At 71.1% G+C, this 19,007-nt stretch carries 15 protein-coding genes; 10 read left to right on the forward strand and 5 right to left on the reverse strand.

Features of this window, described 5'->3' with window-relative positions; all coding sequences use genetic code 11:
• Window positions 1-4 precede the first annotated feature (4 nt).
• A complete protein-coding gene (locus tag ACFYP0_RS25150; RefSeq protein WP_356977086.1) occupies window positions 5-751 on the reverse strand; it encodes a pyrimidine reductase family protein in 747 nt (248 codons plus the stop codon).
• 150 nt (window positions 752-901) lie between these two features.
• On the opposite strand from ACFYP0_RS25150, the gene ACFYP0_RS25155 reads away from it, so the two are divergent.
• The 6 genes from ACFYP0_RS25155 (at window position 902) to ACFYP0_RS25180 (ending at window position 7,569) form a co-directional block, all read left to right on the forward strand.
• Window positions 902-1,465 (forward strand): plasmid pRiA4b ORF-3 family protein, encoded by a 564-nt coding sequence (locus ACFYP0_RS25155; RefSeq protein ID WP_356977088.1) that lies wholly within the window; start codon window positions 902-904, stop codon window positions 1,463-1,465.
• A gap of 333 nt (window positions 1,466-1,798) precedes the next feature.
• Window positions 1,799-3,088, forward strand: coding sequence for an ABC transporter substrate-binding protein (locus ACFYP0_RS25160; protein ID WP_355495296.1), 1,290 nt, complete (start codon window positions 1,799-1,801; stop codon window positions 3,086-3,088).
• A gap of 109 nt (window positions 3,089-3,197) precedes the next feature.
• Complete coding sequence (locus tag ACFYP0_RS25165) at window positions 3,198-4,169, forward strand: carbohydrate ABC transporter permease (protein WP_124853397.1); 972 nt, start codon at window positions 3,198-3,200, stop codon at window positions 4,167-4,169.
• Between the two features lie 10 nt (window positions 4,170-4,179).
• Window positions 4,180-5,022 (forward strand): carbohydrate ABC transporter permease, encoded by an 843-nt coding sequence (locus ACFYP0_RS25170; protein WP_124853396.1) that lies wholly within the window; start codon window positions 4,180-4,182, stop codon window positions 5,020-5,022.
• Window positions 5,019-6,440 carry a GH1 family beta-glucosidase gene (locus ACFYP0_RS25175; RefSeq protein ID WP_355495293.1) on the forward strand — a complete coding sequence of 474 codons (1,422 nt, stop codon included), beginning with the start codon at window positions 5,019-5,021 and terminating at the stop codon, window positions 6,438-6,440. Before ACFYP0_RS25170 ends, ACFYP0_RS25175 begins: the two co-directional genes overlap by 4 nt.
• 82 nt (window positions 6,441-6,522) lie before the next feature.
• Window positions 6,523-7,569 (forward strand): LacI family DNA-binding transcriptional regulator, encoded by a 1,047-nt coding sequence (locus ACFYP0_RS25180; RefSeq protein WP_124853394.1) that lies wholly within the window; start codon window positions 6,523-6,525, stop codon window positions 7,567-7,569.
• Between the two features lie 435 nt (window positions 7,570-8,004).
• Here ACFYP0_RS25180 and ACFYP0_RS25185 read toward each other — a convergent pair whose 3' ends face one another.
• Window positions 8,005-9,225, reverse strand: coding sequence for an acyl-CoA dehydrogenase family protein (locus ACFYP0_RS25185; protein ID WP_355495290.1), 1,221 nt, complete (start codon window positions 9,223-9,225; stop codon window positions 8,005-8,007).
• Window positions 9,225-10,304, reverse strand: a complete 1,080-nt coding sequence (locus ACFYP0_RS25190; protein ID WP_386997757.1) for a phosphotransferase family protein — start codon at window positions 10,302-10,304, stop codon at window positions 9,225-9,227. The genes ACFYP0_RS25185 and ACFYP0_RS25190 overlap by 1 nt, the downstream gene beginning before the upstream one ends.
• Before the next feature lie 150 nt (window positions 10,305-10,454).
• Here ACFYP0_RS25190 and ACFYP0_RS25195 point away from each other — a divergent pair, with 150 nt between their 5' ends.
• The 3 genes from ACFYP0_RS25195 to ACFYP0_RS25205 all read left to right on the forward strand — a co-directional run bounded on the left by ACFYP0_RS25195 (window position 10,455) and on the right by ACFYP0_RS25205 (window position 13,461).
• Entirely contained in the window at window positions 10,455-11,156 is a 702-nt protein-coding gene (locus tag ACFYP0_RS25195) for an amino acid-binding protein (RefSeq protein ID WP_124855454.1), read from the forward strand.
• A 61-nt stretch (window positions 11,157-11,217) separates the two neighbouring features.
• Window positions 11,218-12,267 carry a hypothetical protein gene (locus ACFYP0_RS25200; RefSeq protein WP_386997759.1) on the forward strand — a complete coding sequence of 350 codons (1,050 nt, stop codon included), beginning with the start codon at window positions 11,218-11,220 and terminating at the stop codon, window positions 12,265-12,267.
• A 117-nt stretch (window positions 12,268-12,384) separates the two neighbouring features.
• The gene (locus ACFYP0_RS25205; protein ID WP_124855450.1) at window positions 12,385-13,461 is read left to right on the forward strand and encodes a GNAT family N-acetyltransferase; all 1,077 of its coding nucleotides are present in this window, start codon (window positions 12,385-12,387) and stop codon (window positions 13,459-13,461) included.
• A gap of 34 nt (window positions 13,462-13,495) precedes the next feature.
• Here the strand turns inward: ACFYP0_RS25205 and ACFYP0_RS25210 are convergent, their stop codons facing one another.
• Window positions 13,496-13,894, reverse strand: a complete 399-nt coding sequence (locus ACFYP0_RS25210) for a VOC family protein (protein WP_386997761.1) — start codon at window positions 13,892-13,894, stop codon at window positions 13,496-13,498.
• Between the two features lie 65 nt (window positions 13,895-13,959).
• Window positions 13,960-15,525: an aldehyde dehydrogenase family protein gene (locus ACFYP0_RS25215; protein ID WP_386997763.1), complete on the reverse strand. Its 1,566-nt coding sequence runs from the start codon at window positions 15,523-15,525 to the stop codon at window positions 13,960-13,962.
• A 434-nt stretch (window positions 15,526-15,959) separates the two neighbouring features.
• On the opposite strand from ACFYP0_RS25215, the gene ACFYP0_RS25220 reads away from it, so the two are divergent.
• Entirely contained in the window at window positions 15,960-18,869 is a 2,910-nt protein-coding gene (locus ACFYP0_RS25220) for a glycoside hydrolase family 9 protein (RefSeq protein WP_386997765.1), read from the forward strand.
• Window positions 18,870-19,007: the final 138 nt, after the last annotated feature.

Consider the following 19,007-nt stretch of genomic DNA (forward strand, 5'->3'; position numbering starts at 1 on the left):
GATCTCACGGACGGGCGTGGCGGAGCAGGAGGACGCCGTCCTCGGCGGCGAGCACGTGGCGCAGTGGCAGGTGCCGGGGTGGTGCGGCGTCGCCGGCGGTGATTCGGCCGGGGCCGGGCCCGGCCAGCAGCGGCGAGACGGTGAGGCACAGCTCGTCCACCAGGTCGGCGGCGGTGAGCGCGCCGAACAGGTGTGGGCCGCCCTCACAGAGCAGTTGGGTGAGCCCGCGGCGGTGCAGCTCGGCGAGACCGGCGGCCAGGTCGACCCGCTCGGCGCCGCAGCGCAGCACGTCGGCGACGTCGGTCAGCCCGGGCGGCGGATCGGCGTCGGCGTGGGTGAGCACCACCGGGCGGGTCGGCGCGTCGGCGAAGGCGGCCTGCGCCGGGTTCAGGTCGAGCGAACCGGAGACGACCACCAGCGTCGGGTACTCGGCCAGCCCGTTGGCACGGCGCCAGGCGCGGCGGCGCTCGTTGAGCCGGACCGCCCGGTACTCCTCGTGGCGGAGTGTGCCGGCGGCCACGACCAGTGCGTCGCAGACCATCCGCAGCAGGCCGAACACCCGCTTGTCCGGCTCGCCGGAGAGCCCGGCGGAGTAGCCGTCCACGGTGACCGCGCCGTCCAGGCTGGCCACGAAGTTCATCCGCAGGCGGGGCTTGGCGGCGCGGCCGTAGAGGGCGGTCAGCGCGGCGTCGTCGAGCGGCTGCGTCGACGGCTCGGGCCAGAGCCGTCGGATCGGAATTCCGACGGTCATTCGCCGGCCGGACCGGTGACCGGAGGGGTGGGTTCGGCGGTACGGTGCTGGCAGTCGCACCAGTTCCGGCCCGGGCAGTCGTCGTGTCGCCGGGCCCGGCACGCTCGGCAGATCATGCTCGCAGCCTAAGCCGCGGGAGGACAGGACAGCATGTCGCGTCAGATCTTCCAGCTGAAGATGTCTCTCGCCGGGACCCGCCCGCCGGTGTGGCGTCGGGTGCTCGTGCCGGCCGGCTACACGCTGGACCGGCTGCACCGAGTGGTGCAGCACGCGATGGGTTGGCGGGACTGCCACCTGCACTCCTTCGAGATCGACGCGGTGCAGTACGGCGAGCCGGACCCGGACGGGGAGTTGGCGTTGCACGACGAGCTGGACGTGCGGCTCGACGCGGTGCTCGGCAAGGGCAGCCGGTTCTCCTACACGTACGACTTCGGCGACTGGTGGGAGCACGACCTGGTCGTGGAGGACGCGTTGACGGCCGACCCCGACGAGCGGTACCCGGTCTGCCTGGCCGGCGAGCGGGCCTGCCCGCCGGAGGGTGTCGGCGGGCAGTTGGGCTACCAGGCGCTCGTGGAGGCCCTGGACGACCAGACCGCCCCGGCCGACCTCGCCAGCCCTCGTCAGGCGATCCTGCGTGACTGGGCGGGTCCGACCTTCGACCCGTCCCGCTTCGACCCCACCCGCGCAACCACCCTCCTCCGCCACTTCTGCTAACCCGCCCCCGCCCCCGGCCCCTGCGTTGTTGATCAAGAAGTTTGCGTCAGCAGGGCTCCGTTTTCTGACCGAAACCTCTTGATCGCCGGGGGCGGGGCGGGGCGGGGGTGTGGCGGGGGTGTGGCGGGGGTGTGGCGGGGCGGGGGTGGGAGTGGTCAGCGATAACGATCTGGGAACGCTCCCATCGCCCTATTGACACTCCCGTTACCTGTCGGCAATCTCATGGGAGCGCTCCCGGAGGTGGCATGGGTCACTCACGCATCCCCGGCCTGGCGCGATGAGACACCCCCCACCACAACCACCAGCCTCACCACCGGAAAGAGGGGTCAGCGCATGAGTGTCACCACGCGGCGTACCCGCCTGGCGGCCGCTGCCCTGGCCGCGATCACCGCAATCGGCGGTCTCGCGGCCTGCGGCAACGACGACGACAAGCCAGCGGCCGGCGAGAAGCCGGCCAAGCTGGTCGTCGACACCTTCGGCGAGATGGGCTACGACGATCTCGTCAAGCAGTACGAGAAGGACACCGGCATCAAGGTCGAGCTGCGCAAGACCGCACAGCTCGGTGAGTACCGGCCGAAGCTGGTCCGCTACCTGGCCACCGGCAAGGGCGCGGCGGACGTCACCGCCCTGGAAGAGGGCATCCTCAACGAGTTCAAGCCCAACGCGCGCAACTGGGCCGACCTCAGCCCGCTGGTTACCGACCACTCCAAGGAATACCTGCCCTGGAAGTGGGAGCTGGGCAAGGCGCCGGACGGCCGGCTGATCGGCCTGCCGACCGACGTCGGCAGCCTCGCCGTCTGCTACCGCAAGGACCTGTTCCAGGCGGCCGGCCTGCCCACCGAGCGCGACCAGGTGTCGGCGCTCTGGCCGGACTGGAAGGGCTTCCACGACGCCGGTCTGAAGTACAAGCAGGGCAGCGGCGGCAAGGCGTTCATCGACTCGATCACCGCCGTCTCCAACGGTGTGCTCTTCCAGGGCAACGGTGATCTGTTCTACGACAAGGAAGACAACATCATCGCGGACACCAGCCCCGCGGTGAAGAACGCGTGGGACACCGCCACCTCGATGGCGGACATCTCCGCCAAGGCGTCGACCTGGTCGCCGGAGTGGTCGGGTGGCTTCAAGCAGGGCACCTTCGCGGCCACCTTCTGCCCGTCCTGGATGCTCGGCATCGTGTCGGACAACTCCGGCCCGGCCAACAAGGGCAAGTGGGATGTCGCGTCCGTGCCGGGTGGCGGCGGTAACTGGGGCGGCTCGTGGCTCGCGGTTCCGGCGCAGAGCAAGTACCCGAAGGAGGCGGCGAAGCTCGCCGAGTACCTGACCAACGCCAAGAGCCAGGTGGAGGCCTTCAAGCTCAAGGGCCCGCTGCCCACCAACCTCGAGGCGCTGAAGAACGAGGCCTTCCTCAGCTACACCAACGAGTACTTCAGCAACGCGCCGACCGGCAAGATCTTCGGGGAGAGCGTCGCCAAGATCCAGCCGATCCACCTGGGTCCGAAGCACCAGGCGGTGAAGGAGAACGCGCTCGAGCCGGCCCTGCGGGCGTTCGAGAACGGGCAGGCCGACAAGGCCAAGGCCTGGGAGCAGTTCACGAAGGATGCCAAGACTCAGGGTGCCTTCTGAGTGATTCCCTGCCGGTGGCGTTCGGGGTTTCCCGGACGCCACCGGCCGGTCCCCTCCGCGTAGCGCCCTGCGCGAGGGCCCCCGGGCCTCGCCGGAAAAGGAAATTCGCATGAGCCTGTCGGCCACGACGGCACGGCCGTCGCCAGCAGCACCGCCTTCTCCCGACGTCGATCGCCGACGTCGCCGGGGAAGGTTACTCAACCGCCTCGATGTCAAGTACTCGCCGTACCTCTACATCGCCCCGTTCTTCCTGATCTTCGGCGTATTCGGGCTGTACCCGATGCTGCGTACCGCCTGGATGTCGCTGCACGACTGGGACATGATCGGCGAGCACACGTTCATCGGCTTCGACAACTACACCCGGCTGGTGTCCGACGAGTACTTCTGGAACGCGCTGGTCAACACGTTCGGCATCTTCGCCCTGTCGACCATCCCACAGTTGTTGCTCGCCCTCTTCCTGGCGAACCTGCTCAACCGGAGCCTCCTGCGCGCCAAGACCTTCTTCCGGATGGCCATCTTCATGCCGAACGTGGTGTCGGTGGCCGCGGTCGCGATCGTCTTCGGGATGTTGTTCCAGCGGGAGTTCGGCCTGTTCAACTGGCTGCTCAGCTTCGTCGGTGTCGACCCGGTCGACTGGGACGGCCACCGGTGGAGTTCCTGGACGGCCATCTCCTCCATGGTCAACTGGCGGTGGACGGGGTACAACACCCTGATCCTGCTCGCCGGCATGCAGGCGATCCCGAAGGACCTCTACGAGGCCGCGGAGATCGACGGTGCCGGTCCGTGGCGACAGTTCTGGCAGATCACCCTGCCCATGCTCAAGCCCACCTTCATCTTCGTGGTCATCCTGTCCACGATCGGCGGCATGCAGCTCTTCACCGAGCCCCTGCTCTTCGGCAACGGCAACATCATCGGTGGCAACCAGCGGGAGTTCCAGACGCTGGCCATGTACATGTACGAGATGGGCATCGTGAACCTGAACACCGCCGGCTACGGAGCCGCGGTCGCCTGGGCGATCTTCATGATCATCATCGTGGTGTCGCTGTTCAACTTCCTACTCGTCCGCCGCTCGGCGAAGTGAGGAGAGATCGATGATCTCGGCTTCCCAGCGCCTGTGGCGCACCAGCCCGCTGACCTACCTGGCGCTCGTCCTGGCGGCGCTGCTGTCGATCTACCCGTTCTACTACATGCTGGTGATCGGCACTCGCAGCCTGGACAACATCAACGACGTACCGCCGCCGTTGACCCCCGGTGGCGCGTTCGGTGACAACTTCGGGCGGGTGCTCGACAACGACGCCGCCAACTTCCTCACCGGCATGATGAACTCGATCATCGTCTCCTCGGTGGTCACCGTCTCGGTGGTGCTCACCGGTTCGCTGGCCGGGTTCGCCTTCGCCAAGCTGAAGTTCCGCGGCAGCAACGCCCTCCTGCTGGCGATCATCGTCACCATGATGATCCCGACCCAGATGGGGCTCATCCCGCTCTGGGGCATGATGCAGGACCTGGGGTGGTACGACACCCTCTACGCGGTCACCGTGCCGTTCCTGGTCACCGCATTCGGCGTGTTCATGATGCGGCAGTACGCCAGCCAGGCGATCTCCGACGAGCTGATCGAGGCCGGCCGCGTCGACGGCGCGAGCACGTTCCGGATCTACTGGAGCATCGTGCTGCCCGCGCTGCGTCCCGCCGCCGGCGTCCTCGGTCTGCTGACCTTCATGGAGACCTGGAACTCGTTCCTCTGGCCGTACGCCATCCTCACCCCGGAGAACCCGACCCTGCAGGTCTCGCTCTCCTTCCTCTCGTACGCCTACTACACCGACTACTCCCAGGTGTTCGCCGCCACGGCGATCGGCACCATCCCCCTGGTAATCGTCTTTCTCGTGTTCGGCCGCCAGATCATCGGCGGGATCATGGAAGGTGCCGTCAAGTCGTGAGCAACCCCGCCAGCCCACCCGCCGTCGACGTCCTCGACGAGCGCCCCGGGCTGACCTTTCCACCCGGATTCCTCTGGGGGGCCGCGACGGCGGCATACCAGATCGAAGGGGCGGCGGCCGTGGACGGCCGCACCCCGTCGATCTGGGACACCTTCAGCCACACCGAGGGCCGGGTCCTCTCCGGGCACACCGGCGATGTGGCGTGCGACCACTACCACCGCCTCGGCGAGGACGTCGCGCTGATGGCCGAGCTGGGCCTCAAGTCGTACCGTTTCTCGGTCTCCTGGTCCCGGGTGCAGCCCGGCGGCACCGGCGCGGCCAACCCGGGCGGCCTGGACTTCTACCGGCGACTGGTGGACGAGCTGCTGGCCAACGGCATCGAGCCGTGGCTCACCCTCTACCACTGGGACCTGCCGCAGCCGTTGGAAGACGCCGGCGGCTGGCCGGCCCGGGACACCGCGGCCCGCTTCGCCGACTACACGACCCTGGTGGCCGACGCGCTCGGTGACCGGGTGCGCTACTGGACCACGCTGAACGAGCCGTGGTGCTCCGCGTTCCTCGGCTACGGCTCCGGCGTGCACGCCCCCGGCCGCACCAACGGAGCGGACGCGGTGCGCGCCGGACACCACCTGATGCTCGGTCACGGCCTGGCCGTGCAGGCACTGCGGGCCGCCCGGCCGGCCGCCGAGGTGGGCGTGACCGTCAACCTCTACCCGGTCGACCCGGCCAGTGACAGTCCCGCCGACTCCGACGCCGCCCGGCGGATCGACGGGTTGGCCAACCGGTTCTTCCTGGACCCGCTGCTGCGCGGGTCGTACCCGGAGGACCTGGTGGCCGACCTCAGCACGGTGACCGACTTCGAGCACGTGCGCGACGGCGACCTGGCGACCATCTCCACGCCGCTGGACCTGGTCGGGGTCAACTACTACAGCCGGCACGTGGTCGCCGCGCCGGTCGAGGGCGTGGAGGCCGACCCGGCCCCCTCGTGCTGGCCGGGCAGCGAGGACGTCCGGTTCGTCACCCGCGGCGTCCCGGTCACCGACATGGGCTGGGAGATCGACGCCCCGGGTCTGACCGAGACGCTGCGCCGGGTGAACGGCTACACCGACCTGCCCCTGTACGTCACCGAAAACGGCTCCGCGTTCGTCGACTCGGTGGTCGACGGGCAGGTCGACGACGTCGACCGGCTGGCCTACTTCGACGCCCACCTGCGCGCCGCCCACGAGGCGATCGACGCCGGAGTGCCTCTGCGGGGATACTTTGCCTGGTCGCTGATGGATAATTTCGAATGGGCCTGGGGTTACACCAAGCGGTTCGGCATGATCCACGTCGACTACGACAGCCAGGTCCGCACCCCCAAGTCCAGCGCCAAGTGGTACGCCTCGGTGATCCGGCGCAACGGTCTGGCCGCACAATAGGCTCGGGCCAGCCATCAGGACGGCCCCGGCGTCCACCTCTCGCAGGTGGCGCCGGGTCCGCCCGCCGTCGGAGGAGCAGACGATGACAACGCAGCGCACCCGGTCGCTCGGGCGCCCGACCCTCGACGCGGTCGCGGCGCGTGCCGGCGTCGGTCGGGGCACGGTCTCCCGCGTGGTCAACGGCTCGCCCCAGGTCAGCCCTGAAGCCCGGGCCGCGGTCCAACAGGCCATCGCAGAGCTGGGGTACGTGCCGAACCGGGCCGCCCGTGCGCTCGTCACCCAGCGGACGGACTCCGTCGCGCTGGTGGTGTCCGAATCCGGCGAGCGTGTCTTCACCGAGCCGTTCTTCGCCGCGATCGTGCGGGGGATCAGCTCCGGGCTGCTGGAGACGCCGATGCAGCTCTGGCTGGCCATGGCCCAGTCGCCGGTGGAACGGGAGCGCGTCGAGCACCACCTCACCAACCAGCACGTCGACGGCGTACTGCTGCTGTCGTTGCACGACTCCGACCCGCTGCCGACGCTGCTGGAGGAGCGCGGCCTTCCCGCCGTGCTCGGCGGTCGGCCCGCCCGGATGCTGCAACCGGGCGCCCAACCGGCCTGGTTTGTCGACGTGGACAACGTTGGCGGGGCCCGGCAGGCGGTGGAGTACCTGGCGAGACAGGGCCGGCGACGCGTCGCCACCATCGCCGGTCCGCAGGACATGGGTGCCGGCCTGGCCCGGCTGACCGGCTACACCGACGCGGTCAAGGCCACCGGGGCCGGTGTCAACCCCGACCTGATCGCGTACGGCGACTTCAGCGAGGGCAGCGGCGCGGCCGCCATGCGTCGCCTGCTGGACGCCTGCCCGGACCTGGACGCGGTCTTCGTCGCCTCCGACCTGATGGCGTTCGGTGCGCTGCGTACCCTGCGCGAGGCCGGCCGCCGTGTGCCCGAGGACGTCGCGGTGATCGGCTTCGACGACGCGACCATCGCCCGACAGGCCGAACCGCCGCTGACCACTGTCTTCCAGCCGGTGGAGGAGATGGGCCGGCAGATGGCCCGCCTGCTGGTGGCCCGGATCCGTGGCGAGGAGCTACCCGCCTCCCACATCCTCCTGGACACCCAACTGGTCCACCGAGCCTCCGCCTAACCCCCCCCGGAACCCGCACAGCGCGCGCCCGCACAGCGCGCGCCCGCACAGCGCGCGTCGATCATGGGGTTGGCCTGGACATTTCCGGCATCCCGGCTCGCCAACCTCATGATCAAGAAGGCCGACAGGGCAAGATCGTGCTCGATCCTGGATCGAGTGGCCTCCCGGCGACCGCACACCACTACATCCAGGATCGAGCGCGATCTTCAGGTGTCGGAGCGTGCGGGGGCGCGCGCCGGCGTGCGGGCGAGGCGTGCGGCGGGCGGGCGTGCGGCGGGCGGGGGCGTGCGGGGGCGGGCGTGCGGCGTGCGGGGGCGTGTGGTGGGCGTGCGGGGCGCGGGGCCGGTGCGGTGGGCGTGCGGGGCCGGTGCGGTGGGCGTGCGCGGGTGGGTGGGTGAGTGGGTGAGTGAGTGGTGCAGGGTTGGTGCCCGGCGGTCAGGCGGGGGTGGGGGCCCAGCGGCGGAGTTCGCGCTTGGCCAGGGAGTTGCGGTGCACCTCGTCGGGACCGTCGGCGAGGCGCAGGGTGCGGGTCTGCGCCCAGAGGGCGGCCAGTGGCGTGTCCTGGCTGACACCGGCGCCGCCGTAGGCCTGGATGGCCTTGTCGATCACCCATTCCGCCATCGCCGGCGTGCCGATCTTGATGGCCTGGATCTCGGTGTGCGCGCCCTTGTTGCCGACGGTGTCCATCAGCCAGGCCGTCTTGAGCACCAGCAGCCGGGCCTGCTCGATGCGGACCCGGGACTCGGCGATCCACTCCCGGACCACGCCCTGCTCGGCCAGCGGTCGGCCGAACGCGATCCGTTCGTTCGCGCGGCGGCAGAGCAGCTCCAAGGCCCGTTCGGCCATCCCGATCAGCCGCATGCAGTGGTGAATCCGGCCGGGCCCCAGCCGGGCCTGGGCGATGGCGAAGCCGGTGCCCTCGGCGCCGATCAGATTCTCTGCGGGCACCCGGACGTCGGTGAAGTCGATCTCGGCGTGCCCACCGTGGGAACCGTCGGTGTAGCCGAAGACGGTCATGCCTCGGCGCACTGTCACCCCGGGGGTGTCCCGGGGGACCAGCACCATGCTCTGCTGGCGGTGCCGGTCGGCGGTGGGGTCGGTCTTGCCCATCACGATGAAGATCTCGCAGCGCGGGTCCATGGCCCCGGACGACCACCACTTCCGCCCGTTGATCACGTACTCGTCGCCGTCGCGCGTGATCCGGGTGGCGATGTTGGTGGCGTCGGAGGACGCGACGTCCGGCTCGGTCATGCAGAACGCCGAGCGGATCTCACCCTCCAGCAGCGGCATCAGCCAGCGCTGCTGCTGCGCCTCCGACCCGAACTCGGCCAGCAGCTCCATGTTGCCGGTGTCCGGTGCCGCGCAGTTGACCGCCTCCGGCGCGAGGTGTGGGCTGCGCCCGGTCAGCTCGGCCAGGGGGGCGTACTGGAGGTTGGTCAGGCCGGCGCCGTAGCGCGGGTCGGGCAGGAAGAGGTTCCACAGGCCGCGCTTGCGGGCCTCCGCCTTCAGTTCGCCCAACACCGGGGTACGCGACCACGGGTCCCCGGCGGCCACCTGCTCGGCGTGCACGGCCTCGGCCGGGTAGACGTGCTCGGTTAGGAACCGGGTCAGCTCGTCGCGCAGCTCCTCGGTCCGGCTGTCGTATGAGAAGTCCATCACCGCTCCCTGGCGGCGGTCAGCCCGTGCGCGACCAGCGGTGCCACCATCTCGCCGATCCGGTCGAAGCCCTCGCCGAGCGTCTGCCCGAGCGTGTGGCGGTAGTGGATGCCCTCGCAGATCACCGCGAGCTTGAAACAGCCCAACGCCACGTGCCAGTGCAGCGGACCGACGTCGACATCGCTGCGGCCGGCGTACCTGTCGATCAGCTCGCTGCCGGTGGGGAAGCCGGCGCGCGGGCCGAGCCCGTCGGCGACGGGGTTGCCCGCGGCGGTGTCGCTGCCGCCGAGCACGTCCCAGTACGTCAGCAGCAGCCCCAGGTCGGCGAGGGGGTCGCCGAGGGTGGCCATCTCCCAGTCGAGCACCGCGTGCACGGCGACCGGGTCGGCCGAGGCGAGGAGGTTGTCCAGCCGGTAGTCGCCGTGCACGATCCGGCCGGCGTTCGCGCCCTCCGGGGCGGTCGCCGCGAGCAGGTCACGCAGTTCGTCGATACCAGGCAGATCACGGCTGCGGGAGCGGTCGAGCTGCCCGGCCCAGCGGCGGACCTGCCGGGCGAGGTAGCCCTCGGGGCGGCCGAAGTCAGCCAACCCGACGCTGGACGGCTCGACGCTGTGCAGCGCGGCGAGCGTGTCCATCATCGCCATGGCGAGGGCCCGGCGTCGTTCGTCGCCCAGCGGGTCGGTCTGCGAGCGGGTGCGGAACACCTCGCCGGGCATCCGCTCCATCAGGTAGAACGGCGCGCCGATCACCTCGGGGTCGGTGCAGAGCAGCAGCGCGCCCGGGACCGGCACATCGGTCGGTGCCAGCGCGGAGATGACCCGGAACTCGCGGCCCATGTCGTGCGCGGTCGCCAGCACGTGGCCCAGCGGTGGGCGGCGCAGCACCACCTCGCGGTCGCCGAGACGCAGCAGGTAGGTGAGGTTGGACTTGCCGCCCGCGATCAGCGTGGCACGCAGCGGCCCGATGGCCAGCTCGGGTCGGTGCTGCGCCAGATGGTCGGCGAGTCTGTCCAGGTCCAGCCCTGCCGGGGAGACGGGAACGGCCCCCGGCCGTGACGCGTCGACGGCCGGATCGCTCATCCGACTAGTTGATGGCAGCCCGCTCACGTTGTCAAGGTCAGAATTTCCGCTCGGGACATGCCCCTGCAACAGGGACGAAATGGTCAACTACCAGGCTGGGGTCAGCCTGCCGGCCGCTCTCTCGCCGGCCCGCCGAGCGGAGGGACAGATATGTTGCTGCGAGTTCGGGTCACCCTGCCGGACCGTCCGGGCACCCTCGGTCAGGTCGCCCGCACCTTGGGCGTCTCCGGGGCGGACATCGTCCAGGTGGTGGTCCTCGAACGACTCGGAGGGCGCGCGGTGGACGACTTCACTGTCGTCTGGCCGGGCGCGGCGCGGGTGGAGCGGCTGCTGGCTGGCCTCGCGGCGATACCGGGCGTGCGGGTGGACGGCGTGTGGCGGGCGATCGGCGCGCCCACCACCACCGGCCAGGATGCGGAGCTGTTGGCCCAGGTCGCGGCCAACCCCGCCGACGGGCTTGCCACCCTGGTCGACGCGGTGCCGGGGCTGCTGGCAGCCGACTGGGCCGTGGCCGCCGTGGTGCCGGTCGACTGGGCCTCGCGGACCGGAGGCGGTGGGGCGACAGTGGGGCACGCGAGCTGGCGTACCCCCGTGCCCCTGCGGCTGCCGGAGGTGACCCCGCTGCGCGGTCGGTCGATGACCACGCCCGACGGCACCCACCACGCGATCGCGCCGTTCGGCCGGGCGGGCCTGGTGCTGGTGGTTGCCCGCGACCGCACCGAGACCCTCTCCGCTGCCGCGTTCCACAGCACCGAGGTGGACCGGCTCACCCAGCTCGTCCGGGCCAGCACGGTGATCCTCGGTGACCGGCTGGACCTGGTGGGCGCGCCCCCGGTCAGCGCCAATCCCTGAGGCGCCACCCGTCGACCGGGCGGTCCGCAGGGGCCGGACCTGATTGATCTAGCCTCCTCGGATGGACATCTCCACTGATGGATATCGCGCGAAGACCGCCGAGGGCGGCGGTCGCGTCCCGTCCGGTGCGCCGCGGGGCTACGAGGCGGACGCCAAGCTGCCGCCCCCGCCGGTGCCCCGGCGGCGGCCGGGGATCCAGATGGCACCCACCTACGCGGACTTCGGTACCGAGCCGCCCCGCCTCGGCAACGTCGAGATCACCGGCACGCACCGGTCCTCGGCGGCGGACGACCACCTGGCGATCAACGCCGGCGGGTCGGTCGAGTTCGAGTTCGACGTGCCCGACCCGGCGGTGGTCCGGGAGGCCTGCGTCACCCTGGTGGCGCTCGTGTCGATGCTGGCCGGAGGCCCCGGGTACGCCCCGCTCACCGTTCACCTCAACGGCCGGCCGCTGGCCGATCAGCTGCGTATCCCGAACGGTGGTGGGCTTCCGCAACGGCTGGTCTTCGCCGTCCCGGCCGAGGAGTTGGTGCCCGGCCGGAACACGATGCGGATCGCGAGCGGCGTCGACGCCCGCAGCATGCTGTGGCTCTACCGAGTCACGGTCGACCCGATGAACGCGCACGACCAGGCGGGCCTGTCCCTCGTCCGGCAGGCGATCGCCAAGCCGGTGCTGCGGTACGCGAGCGACGCCGGCGAGGTCACCATCTTCGTCGATCGGGGCGAGCAGTCCGTCCTCGACCAGGTGGCGTGGGCCGACACGTCCGGCGCCGAGTACGCGATCACGTTCGAGAAGCGACAGCGGGCCTTCTACGGCTGGCGGCGGCAGCAGGGTGGAGAGCCGACGGAGTTCCGTGGCCGGCTGACCGGGCGCCGCACCGTCGCCAAGGAGGCGTGGCGCTTCGACACCGAGGAGGGCTGGGCCGGTGGCTGGCACCGCTCGGGTGACCTGCTCCTCGCGGTGGAGGTGCGCGGCTGCCCGGTCACCAGGTTGGCCTGGCGGGACCTGCGCGGCAACAACGGCACGATCGCCTTCGGCGTCGGTGGGTTCCTGGGCACCTACCAGCGGGTCGGGGAGGGCCCCATCGGCTACCGCGGCCGTTTCGCGTAGCGGCGGATCCGGTGACCCGCCGCGCGGGGTCGACCTCCTGAGCGCAACCCGTCACCGCCGGGCAATCGGGCGGCAACAGCGGGGGACGAGGGTGGTACCCGGGGAAGGGAGCCAACCATGACGTTGTGGCGGATCCGAGCGACAGTGGACGACCGACCGGGTTACCTGTCGGTGCTCACGGCGAGCCTCGCGCTGCGTGGGGTCAACATCCTCACCGTGCAGGTGCAGCCCACCGAGCAGGGCGCGGTGGACGATTTCCTGGTCGACGCGCCGGACGCGCTCGACGAGGCCGCGCTGATCGCCGCCGTCGAGCGTGGTCGGGGCCGGGACTGCTGGGTGGCGCGCAGCGAGGCGCGTGGTCTGGCCGACCAGCCGACCCGGGTGCTCGGGCTGGCCAACCGGCTGGTGCGTGACCCGGACGCGACGGGTGAGGCGTTGCGGACCCTGCTCGCTGCCGACGTCGTCACCTGGCGACCAGCGGCGGTCGGCGGCGAACGGGGGATCACCGGGGCCGACATGCTGTTGGCGGACCCGGCGGGCGGTTCGTTCGCGCTGCGCCGGGCCGCGCCCGACTTCACCCCGGCGGAGTACGCGCGGGCGCAGGCCCTGGTCGAGCTGGCCGCCACCGTGGCGCGCCGGGCCGCCGAGCAGGTCACCCTGGTGCTGCCCGACGGCGCGGAGGTGGCCGTCCGGCCGGCCAGCGCCCACGATCTGCCCGGCGTGGTGGAGCTGCACGAGGCGTGCTCACCGCGTAGCCGGCAGCGGCGTTACCTGGGCGGGGCGTCGCTGCCGCAGCCGGCCCGCCTGCGTCGACTGCTGGAGCCGAGCCGAGGGGTGACGCTGATCGCCAGCACCACCGGCTCCGACGGCACGGCCGAGTCGGTGCTCGCCATGGCGAACCTGCTCGGCGAGGGCGACGAGGCCGAGGTGGCGCTGCTGGTGCGGGACGACTGGCAGCGGCGTGGGCTCGGCTCGGCGCTGCTGCGCCGGGTGGTCCAGCACGCCGACCGGTCCGGGTACGCGGCGCTGGTGCTGCACGTGCAGGCCACCAACGACCCGATGCTGCGTACGCTGCACCGGCTGGGCCGGCCCGCTGCGGCGGAGCGCGACGGCGGGCTGCTCACCCTCACCGTCCCGCTCGCCGTGGCCGCCAGGGCGGACCGGGAGGGCGCGTTCTCCACGCCGGGTGTCTAAGCCTGTTTCATGAGAGCTGACCCCAGGGCCCTGTTCAGGGCCGGGACGGCTCGCGGCGGCCCGAGACGCAGAACCGGTTGCCCTCCGGGTCGGCGAGCACCACGTACGGCGGTTCGGTCGGGTGTGGATCGGTGGGATAGTCCCGCCAGTCGACGATCCGCGCGCCGAGGGCGAGCAGTCGGTCGAGTTCCTCGTCGAGGGGTCGGTCGCCGGCGTCCAGATCCAGGTGGAGCCGGGGGAACTCCCGCACGGGGCTCTCGCTGAGGTCCATCGCGAGGGCCGCGCCCGACACCCCCGGCGGCGGCTCCAGCACGATCCACTCGTCGCCCGTGAATCGGGGCTCGCGGCGACGGTAGCCGAGGGCCGCGGCCCAGAACGTTCCTGCCCGCTCGGCGTCGGACACGCCGAGGGAGACCTGCGCGATCAATGCCATTTCCCGACGGTACGCGCCGACGAGGGCCCCTTGCGCGCGGCGAGCGTCCACAAGGGGCCGGGTCGTCAGGTGGTGGGGTAGCTGCTGTAGGCGGGGAAGTTGCCGTAGAGCCGGCTGTCTCCGCCGACGGTGACGGCCTGCACCAGTAGATCGCCGCCGACGAACGCGCCCTTCCAGGAGGCGCCCCGGCCGCCGAACGGCTCGTCCCGGTCACCGCGTGAGCGCGGTTTGTTGATGCCCACCTTGAACGCCTGCAGGTCCACGGCGAGCTTGCCGGCCTCGTCGGTGTCGTCGCAGGCCAGCGAGGCCACCAGCGCGCCGTTGGAGGCGTTCATCGCGGCCAGCAGCTCGTCCGTGGTGTCCACCACGACGATCGTGTCGACCGGCCCGAACGGCTCGGCGTGCATCAGCCGGGACCGTCCGGGCGGGGCGAGCAGCACCGATGGCGCCACGTACGCCGAGGTGTCCTGCCCGGGAAGGAATGGCGCGCCGGCGAGTTTGCCCCGGTGCAGGGGGATCGCGCCGCCACGGACGGCCTCGTCGACGGTGCGGCGGAGCTCGTCGGCCTTGGTGGCGCTGATCAGCGGACCGAAGTCCAGCTCGGGCAGCGGGTCACCGGCGGCCCAGTCGTCGCCGACGGCGAGCGGGTGACCGAAGCGGACCGAGCGGACGACCGGCAGGTACATGTCGAGGAACTCGTCGACGAGGTCGCGTTGCACCACGAACCGGGGGTACGCGGTGCAGCGCTGCTTGCCGTACTCGAAGCCCTTCCTGAGGTGCGTGGCGAGCAGGTCCCACTGGGAGAAGTTCCAGATGCCCCAGGCGTTGAGACCCTCCTGCTCGATGAAGTGCCGCTTGTCGCTGTCGAGCAGCGCGGCGGCCACCTTGCCGCCGTTGGACCGGCCGCCGACGAACGCCACCGCGCCGATCTCGGGTGCCCGGACCAGCACCTCGGACAGCTCCCCGCCGCTGCCGGAGACGAGCGTGGCGGGCAGCCCGGCCCGGCGCATCAGCGCGTGCGCGACGGTCAGGCACACCGCGCCGCCCTGGGACGGGGTCTTGGCGATGACCGCGTTGCCGGCCAGGAGCTGCACCAGTTCGGCGTGCACCAGCACGCTCATCGGGTAGTTCCACGACGCGATGTTGCTGACCGGGCCGGGCAGCGGCTCGCGGCCGTCGGCGAGCATCCGATCGATCTCGCCCGCGTACCAGCGGACGCCGTCGAGCGCCCGGTCCACGTCGGCGCAGGCCAGCCGCCACGGCTTGCCGATCTCCCACACCAGCAGCAGGGCGAGCAGGTCGCGGTGGGCGGTGAGCGAGTCCAGGGCCTCGGCGACCCGGGCCTTGCGGTCGGTCAGCGGGGTCTGGGCCCAGGCCCGGTGCGCGGCGGCGGCGTGGGCGACCGCGGCGCGCGCGGTGGTCGCGTCGACCCGGGGCAGGTTGATGAGGACGGTGTTGTCCACCGGGGTGCGGACCGGTGCGGGCTGGCCGACCGCCCGCCATTCGCCCTCGACCAGGTTGTGCAGGGTGGGGACGCCATCGACCTCGGCGCCGAACGCCTCCGGGGTGGCTGCCACCGCGCGGGCCAGGACGTCGGTCCAGGCGGTGTCGTCTGCGAGTCGTAGTGCCATCGCTTCTCCTCAGGGTTGACCAGGGAGCGGCGGCGTCGACGGCACCGCTGGTGAGCGGTACTGTCTCGCGCTTCGTAGTGGGTCAGCAACAGTACGTTTGTCTGGCTGGCCGCCGGAGCGCTCGAGGGGTGCGAAAGTCTTCGCGGAAGCTCCGGTCGTGAGCTGCGCAAACGTCATTCATGCATCGAGAAGCATCGATGCTGTGAGATGGTCCGCAATGGTTACTCGCGAGTACGGAAGGACCGCCGCTCGCGTCGACCCTGATCGGCAGGCTTCCCAACCAGCGACCCGCCCATTACATTGTCGGTTATCCATGGGAGCGCTTCCACGGCCCGTGGTCACACCGCCACCCCCGCTGTCGCCGGTGGCCGTGCCGCCCGTACGCCGTCCCGCGTCGGTGCGACCACCGGCGGCGCCTCCGACAGGAGTCCGCCATGCGCCACCTGACCCGGCCGTTCAGCGGCCAGCCCGGCCGGTCGCCGGCCGCCGACCAGCCCTGGCCGCGGCGGCTGCTGGCCCTCGGTGTCGCGCTGCTCACCGGCGCGTCCCTCGCGGTGACCGCGCCACCGTCCGGGCCCGCCGCCGCCGCCGCCGCGCCGGCGGCGACCTACAACTACGCCGAGGCGTTGCAGAAGTCGCTGCTCTTCTACGAGGCGCAGCAGTCCGGTCGACTGCCCGACTGGAACCGGGTCTCCTGGCGCGGAGACAGCGCGCTCACCGACGGCGCCAGCGCGGGTGTGGACCTCACCGGCGGCTGGTACGACGCCGGCGACCACGTCAAGTTCGGTTTCCCGATGGCGTTCAGCGCCACCATGCTCGCCTGGGGCGCGGTCGAGTACCGCAGCGGCTACACCGCCTCCGGGCAACTGCCGCACCTGCTCAACAACCTGCGCTTCGTCAACGACTACTTCATCAAGGCGCACCCGTCGGCCAACGTCCTCTACGGACAGGTCGGCAAGGGCGACGACGACCACAAGTGGTGGGGCCCGGCCGAGGTGATGCCGATGGCGCGGCCCGCGTACAAGATCGATGCGAGCTGTGGCGGCGCGGACCTGGCGGGGGAGACGGCGGCCGCGATGGCCGCGTCGTCGATGGTGTTCCGGCCCACCGACGCGACCTACGCCGACAAGCTGCTCGGGCATGCCCGGCAGCTCTACACCTTCGCCGACACGGTGCGGAAGGCGTACCACGAGTGCATCACCGACGCCACGAGCTTCTACCGCTCGTGGAGCGGCTGGCAGGACGAGCTGGTCTGGGCCGCGATCTGGCTGCACCGGGCCACCGGCGAGGCCAGCTACCTGGCCAAGGCCGAGAGTGAGTACGACAAGCTCGGCACCGAGAACCAGACGACGACCCGCTCCTACAAGTGGACCATCGCCTGGGACAACAAGCAGTTCGGCGCGTACGTGCTGCTGGCCAACCTGACCGGCAAGCAGAAGTACGTCGACGACGCCAATCGGTGGCTGGACTACTGGACCGTCGGGGTGAACGGGCAGCGGGTGCCGTACTCGCCGGGCGGGATGGCGGTGCTGGACTCCTGGGGCGCGCTGCGCTACGCCGCGAACACCTCGTTCGCCGCGCTGGTCTACAGCGACAAGACCACCGACACCACCCGCAAGGCGCGCTACCACGACTTCGCCGTCCGGCAGATCAACTACGCGCTCGGCGACAACCCCCGCAACTCCAGCTACGTCATCGGGTTCGGCGCCAACGCACCGAAGAACCCGCACCACCGCACCGCGCACGGCTCCTGGTGGGACAGCCAGACCGTGCCTGTCGAGACCCGGCACACCCTCTACGGCGCGCTGGTCGGCGGCCCGTCCTCGGCCAACGACGCGTACAGCGACAGCCGCTCGGACTACGTGATGAACGAGGTGGCCACCGACTACAACGCCGGCTTCACGTCCGCGCTGGTCCGGCTGACCTCCGAGTACGGCGGCACCCCGCTGGCGAACTTCCCGGTCGCCGAGACGCCCGACATCGACGAGCTGACCGTGGAGACCACCGTGACGCAGGCCGAACCTCGGGCCACCGGGCTCAAGGTGATGGTCTACAACAAGTCCGCGTTCCCGGCCCGCGCGCTGACCGACGGCCGGTTCCGCTACTACTTCCGGCCCGACGGCACCGGCCCGGTGCAGGTCACCGCCGGCTACACCCAGGGCTGCCCGTCCCCGACCACGGCCAAGCAGTTCAGCGGCGACATCTGGTACGTCGAGGTGGACTGCGCCGGGTACACCATCGCCCCGGCGGGTCAGTCGCAGCACCGGATGGAGGTCCAGTTCAAGGTCGGTGTGCCGGAGGGCGGCACCTGGGACCCGACCAACGACCCGTCGTACCAGGCCACCGCCGGGCCCAACCGGAAGGTGCCGCTCTACTCCGGCGCCACCCGCGTCTGGGGCGAGGAGCCGGGCCCGGTCGTACCGGACACCACCAAGCCGACCGTCCCGGGTACTCCCGTGGCGTCCAACCTCGGCCCCCGCACTGTCACCCTGACCTGGGCGCCGTCCACCGACAGCGGCGGCAGCGGCCTCGCCGGGTACGACGTCCGCGAGTTCATGGTCGGTAACGACGTGGTGGCGACCCGACGGGTCACCGAGAACTCGATCACCATCACCACGCTGCTGCCGGAGCGGACGTTCGAGTACACCATCGTGGCGCGCGACGGCGCGGGCAACGAGTCGGCCGCCTCGCCGAAGCTCAGCGTGACCACGCCACCGGCCGGCACCGCCGACACCACAGCGCCGAGCACCCCCGGCACGCCGGTCGCCTCGGCCGTCACCGCCACCGGGCTCACACTGGCCTGGACCCCGTCGACCGACAACGTGGGCGTCACCGGTTACCGGGTCTACCGCGAGGCCGGCACCACCGACGTGCTGGTCGGCTCGCCGACCGGCACCACCCAGGCGGTGTCCGGACTGACCGCCTCGACGGCGTACCAGTTCTACGTGGTGGCCGTGGACGCGGCGGGCAACACCTCCGCGGCGTCCACGCCGGTCGCGGTGACCACCGCGGCCCCGCCGGTCGGCGGCACCTGCACGGTGGGGTACGCCACCACCGACTGGGGCGGCGGCTTCACCGCCAACGTGTCGATCACCAACACCGGTACCACCGCGATCAACGGCTGGACCCTACGGTTCAGCTTCCCCGGCGGGCAGAGCGTCAGTCAGGGCTGGTCGGCGGCGATCAGCCAGAGCGGCGCGGCGGTCACCGCCACGAACCTGTCCTACAACGGCACGATCGCGGCGGGCGCGTCGGTGAGCTTCGGCTTCAACGGGACGTACAGCGGCGCCAACCCGAAACCGACCGCCATCACCGTCAACAACACCCCCTGCACCATCGCTTGACCGGCGCCGCGACGAGATCTTGGACAGTTACCGTTCCGGCCGGACTGTGCTGTCCCGAGACATGTGTCAAGGGGAAGTCCCGATAGATGTGTCAGGTGTTGTTGATCAGGTTGTTCGGGTGAGGCTGATGTAGGTCCG

Origin of the sequence: Micromonospora arida (assembly GCF_042873195.1) — a bacterium.
Lineage (GTDB): Bacteria > Actinomycetota > Actinomycetes > Mycobacteriales > Micromonosporaceae > Micromonospora > Micromonospora arida.